The organism is Agriterribacter sp. (assembly GCF_035444585.1).
Taxonomy (GTDB): domain Bacteria; phylum Bacteroidota; class Bacteroidia; order Chitinophagales; family Chitinophagaceae; genus Agriterribacter.
In genome coordinates this window covers 10,287-14,981 of sequence record NZ_DAOMOZ010000116.1, presented here as the reverse complement: position 1 = coordinate 14,981, position 4,695 = coordinate 10,287, and the positions used below count along the sequence as shown (strand labels likewise).

The 4,695-nt window shown below is 46.0% G+C and carries 4 protein-coding genes and 1 pseudogene; 1 reads left to right on the top strand and 4 read right to left on the bottom strand.

The window, feature by feature from the left end:
* Nucleotides 1-453: pseudogene (locus PLH26_RS13085) on the top strand (glycosyl hydrolase family 39); the annotation flags it as partial.
* Nucleotides 454-524: 71 nt separating this feature from the next.
* On the opposite strand, the gene PLH26_RS13080 reads toward PLH26_RS13085, so the two are convergent.
* From PLH26_RS13080 to PLH26_RS13065, 4 genes are all read right to left on the bottom strand, one after another.
* Nucleotides 525-1,670: a TolB family protein gene (locus PLH26_RS13080; RefSeq protein WP_324586472.1), complete on the bottom strand. Its 1,146-nt coding sequence runs from the start codon at nucleotides 1,668-1,670 to the stop codon at nucleotides 525-527.
* A 99-nt stretch (nucleotides 1,671-1,769) separates the two neighbouring features.
* Nucleotides 1,770-2,615 carry a mechanosensitive ion channel family protein gene (locus tag PLH26_RS13075; protein WP_324586471.1) on the bottom strand — a complete coding sequence of 282 codons (846 nt, stop codon included), beginning with the start codon at nucleotides 2,613-2,615 and terminating at the stop codon, nucleotides 1,770-1,772.
* An 81-nt stretch (nucleotides 2,616-2,696) separates the two neighbouring features.
* Nucleotides 2,697-3,452 carry a 3-oxoacyl-[acyl-carrier-protein] reductase gene (gene fabG, locus PLH26_RS13070; RefSeq protein WP_324586470.1) on the bottom strand — a complete coding sequence of 252 codons (756 nt, stop codon included), beginning with the start codon at nucleotides 3,450-3,452 and terminating at the stop codon, nucleotides 2,697-2,699.
* Nucleotides 3,453-3,522: 70 nt separating this feature from the next.
* Nucleotides 3,523-4,695 (bottom strand): GH3 auxin-responsive promoter family protein (locus PLH26_RS13065; protein WP_324586469.1); only part of this gene is annotated, 1,173 nt, incomplete at its 5' end.

Genomic DNA, 4,695 nt, shown 5'->3' with positions numbered 1-4,695 from the left:
TACTGGAACTTATCGGGAGCCATGTATGCTTATATTTATCTTGAGCTGGCGAAAATTGGCATTGATGCTGCGGGTGAATCCCAACTCGTGGGATATCCTACCCAGTTTCCATCGGTGAGCATGATGAACTGGGAGAACGGGAAACCCAATGCACGCTTTTGGGTACTGAAACTACTCAAAAATAATTTTGGACCCGGTGATAAGCTCGTGCAAACACATTCAAATATACCAGGGTTGGCTACACAGGCATTTATTACCAAAGCAGGCAGGAAGCTTTTGCTGATCAATAAACAGCAGGAGGAGATAGCGCTTCAGTTGCCTGCAGGAGCAAAAGGTTCGGAAATGAGCTATGTAGATATAACGACCGGAGAAAATGAACCTGCGAAAAAACAATTGTCCGGGGAAACCATCAGGCTCAATGCATTTTCCGTTGCCGTAATTAAATTTAAATAAACAAAATGTACCTGGTTGGCATAGTGCACGACCAATGGACCATTTAACGGCGATGGCTTTGGCGCACTTCGTTATTCCACCCAATCTGCTATAAAAATATTGGTATCTCTTGTGCCGCCATTGCTGCGGTTACTGCAAAAAACAATTTTTTTACCGTCGGGAGAGAACATGGGAAAAGCATCAAATCCTTTGTCGCGGCTGATCTTTTGCAGGTCGGTCCCGTCTTCATTGATGGTATACAAATTAAAAGGGAATCCTCTTTTATATTCATGGTTGGATGCAAAAATGATCCGTTTGCTGTCGGGCATAAAAGCAGGGGCCCAGTTGGCCTGGCCGAATGAGGTGACCTGCCGGGCATTGCTGCCATCAGCGTTGGCCACCCATACTTCCATGCTTGTTGGCGCTACAAGACTTTCGGCAAGCAGCTCTTTGTATTCTTTTATTTCGGCTTCTGTTTTAGGCCTTGATGCACGCCATATTATTTTCTTTCCGTCCGGGCTGAACCATGCACCGCCATCGTAGCCCAGTGTATGTGTAATTCTTTTTTCCTTTCCCGACCGCAGATCCATAATATAAAGCTCAAGGTCTCCGTCCTTATCACTTGTATAGATCATTTGGTTGCCATCCGGCGAAAGAGTGGCTTCCGCATCGTATCCTTTGGCATGGGTAAGCTGTTTTACAATTTTCCCGTCCAGGTCGGCCATAAAAATATCGTAGCTGTCGTACAGCGGCCAAATGTATTTGTTGCCATATTTTTTCCTGTCGGGCACAGGCGGGCAACTGTCTGCGCTGCGGTGCGTTGAAGCATAAATAATGTGTTTGCCGTCTTTGGTAAAGAAGGGGCATGTGGTTCTGCCTTTACCTGTGCTCACCAGCTTATATTCAAATTTTTCGCCGCTTTGCTGCGGTACTTTGCCTATAAATATCTGGTCGCAGTTCAGCCCGTCCTTTGTACTGGTCCGCTGAAAAACAAGGTATTTGCCATCGTAGCTCCAGTATGCTTCGGCGTTGTCGCCGCCAAAGGTAAGCTGCTGTATATTTTTAAAATGCTTTTCTTCGGGATAATGCACCGTATCGGTTACTCGCTGAAACGGGGCCGTTGCCGAAATAAGGCCTGTTAAAATCTTTAAAGGAACAGGCGCAGCATATGCGGTTCCGGCGAATGCTGTTGTAAGCCATAGGGTGGCGGTAAAAATGTCTTTGTATTTCTTGTTCATTTTTTCATGTTTTAATTGCAGGTGCAAAGATAGGCCCGGATACGGCAAAAAATAAGCCCCGCAAACAAGCGGAGCTTTTGGTGTGTTAATGATCAATATTTATTGCGTTTGTATAATCAGCCTGCGTGGTATGGGTGCGGCAATGCCATTTGCATCAAAGGCGGCCTTTACTGATTCCTGTACGCCAAAATATACATCCCAGTAATCGGACTGTGTGGTATAAGGACGAATGGCCAATGTTGTCATGCCATCTCCTATTTTCAGCACACTTACTTCGGGCCTGGGCTCTTTTAACACTTTAGGATGCTGTAACATGGCTTCGATGGCCACGGTACGTGCTTTTTCTACCGGTATGTCGAGTGCTATGGCCAAACTCAGATCAACACGCAGGTTTCCATGTGTATTGAAATTGGTGATCACCCCGGTAGAAAGTGGTCCATTGGGCAGGATAACAGTTTTATTATCCGGGGTAAGCAAGGTGGTATTAAATACACCCTGGTCTGTAACTGTTCCCGTAGAACCCTGTGCTTCAATAATATCGCCTATTTTAAAGGGTTTGAATATCAGCATCATAACTCCGCCTGCGAAATTACCCAGCGTGCCGTTCAGCGCGGAGCCGATAGCAATGCCCGCTCCAACAATCAATGCCGCAAATGAAGAGGTGTTTACACCCAGTATACCAAAAATGGTTATGACCAATAAAACCTGGCAGGTAATCTTAAAAAATGAAACGAGAAAGGATTGAAGGGAATGATCAAACTTTCGCGCAGTAAGGGTTTTGCGAAGCAGTATCCCCAGCCTGCCAATGATCCAGTTGCCGATAAGGAAAAAAATGATCGCCCCCAGGATCTTTGGCGTATATGCAATAGCCAGGTCAATGAATTTGGTGGCGATGCCGCTTCCTTTGCTCAGCAGGTCATCGGTTTGTAAGAGGAAGTATCTCATATGCAATCAATTTTATATTCTTTCAGACGTTGTCTGTATAAGATGAGTTGCATATAGGAAGAAGCAAAGTAAAAAAAGTCGCTAAGTGTTCAATCCGCCGCAAACGCTTATTGCCTGACCGGTTATATAGCTGCTCCGGTCGCTGGCCAAAAAGAGCACTACATCTGCAATGTCTTCGCCTGTTCCAAAACGGCCAAGGGGTATGCTGCTTTTGTATTTTTCCGCAGCATCGCCTTCTTTAAGGTAGCCTGTCATATCGGTTTCAATAAAGCCGGGCGCTATAGCATTACAGCGGATATTGCGGCTGCCCATTTCTTTTGCGATGCTTTTGGTAAACCCGATAATGCCTGCTTTGCTGGCCGCATAGCTGCTTTGTCCGGCATTGCCCGTAATGCCAATGATAGAGCTCATGTTGATGATGCTGCCGGTTTTGGCTTTCATCATGGGCCGTATAACCTGTTTGGTCATGTTAAACACACTCTTCAGGTTGGTATTTATTACTTCGTCCCATTGTTCTGCCGACATGCGGAGCAAGAGGTTATCTTTTGAAATGCCTGCATTGTTAACACAAATATCAATGGCGCCAAATTCTTTGAGCACATCGTTTACGAAGGACTCACTCTGTGCAAAATCGCCGGCATTGCTTTGGTATGCTTTTGCCTTTACACCCAACGCCTGTAATTTTTCCTGCAGCGCTGCGGCTTTTTCTTTGCTGCTGTTGCTCACGTAAGTAAAGGCAACGTGGGCTCCGTGTTCTGCAAGCTTAAGCGCAATGGCTTCCCCGATACCCCGGGCGCCTCCGGTTACAATCGCTACTTTGTTACTGAGTAATTTCATGAAGGTTTCTTAATTAATATTGCAAGATAACAGAAAGAATGTAAAGTAAGCATGGATCAGGAACAACGGGTTATGATTTGAACCCGAGAATTTCCTCAATGATCGAACGCTCATTGCTTAGCCGGGGTACTTTATGCTGTCCGCCCAGTTTGCCTTTGCTTTTCAACCACTCGTTAAATAATCCTTTAGGCATTATATGAAGCAGGGGTTGATGCAGGGCAATGTCTTTATAGCGCTTTGCCTCATAATCGCTGTTTATGCTTTGCAGCGCCTTATCTAATTCAATGGTAAAATGATCCAGGCTGGCAGGTTCCTTATCAAACTCCACCAGCCATTCGTGTGCGCCGTTTCCATTATCGCTGAAGTAAACGGGGGCGGCTGTATAATCATTTACAATGGCGCCCGTTTTTTCGCATGCCATGGAAACCGCTTTATCGGTGTTGTCTACAATCACTTCTTCGCCAAAAGCATTGATAAAATGTTTTAGCCTTCCGCTTACTTTGATCCTGAAAGGGTACAGTGTTGTAAACTGGATGGTATCGCCCAGCAGGTAGCGCCACAGCCCGCCGTTGGTACTGATCACAGGCGCATAATTTTTACCGGTTTCCACATCTTTCAGTCCAACGGTCCGGGGGTCCTCTTTTCCATATTCCTCAAAAGGCATGAACTCCATAAATACCCCGTGGTCAAGGTACAGCAGCATGCCATCTTCACCCGGTTTATCCTGCGCTGCAAAAAAGCCTTCGCTGGCATTATAGCTGTCTATATAGTAAATATCCTTTCCTATAATTTTTTTGAATTGCTCTCGGTAAGGGGTAAACGAAACACCGCCGTGGATATACAGCTCTAGTGAGGGCCATACTTCGGCAATACAGCTTTTGCCTGTAATTTCGAGTATTCTTTTAAACAGCACCATTGTCCAGGTAGGCACGCCCGAAATAGAAGTAACGTTTTCCGCGATGGTGGTTTCAGCCAGCTTTTCAATTTTGGTTTCCCATTCATCCATCAGGGCAATAGAGAGTTCGGGTGTGCGGATCCATTGCCCCCAGGCGGGGGAGTTTTGCAGGAGCACAGCACTCAGGTCGCCATAATGGACCTCTTCATTTACCTGGTTAATGGTGTGGCTGCCACCAATTACCAGCCCCTTGCCCGTTAGCAGGTCCGAATCGGGATTGAAATTATAATACATGGTAAGCGTATCCTTGGCACCTTTGTAATGGCAGTCTTCCAGGCTTTCTTCGCT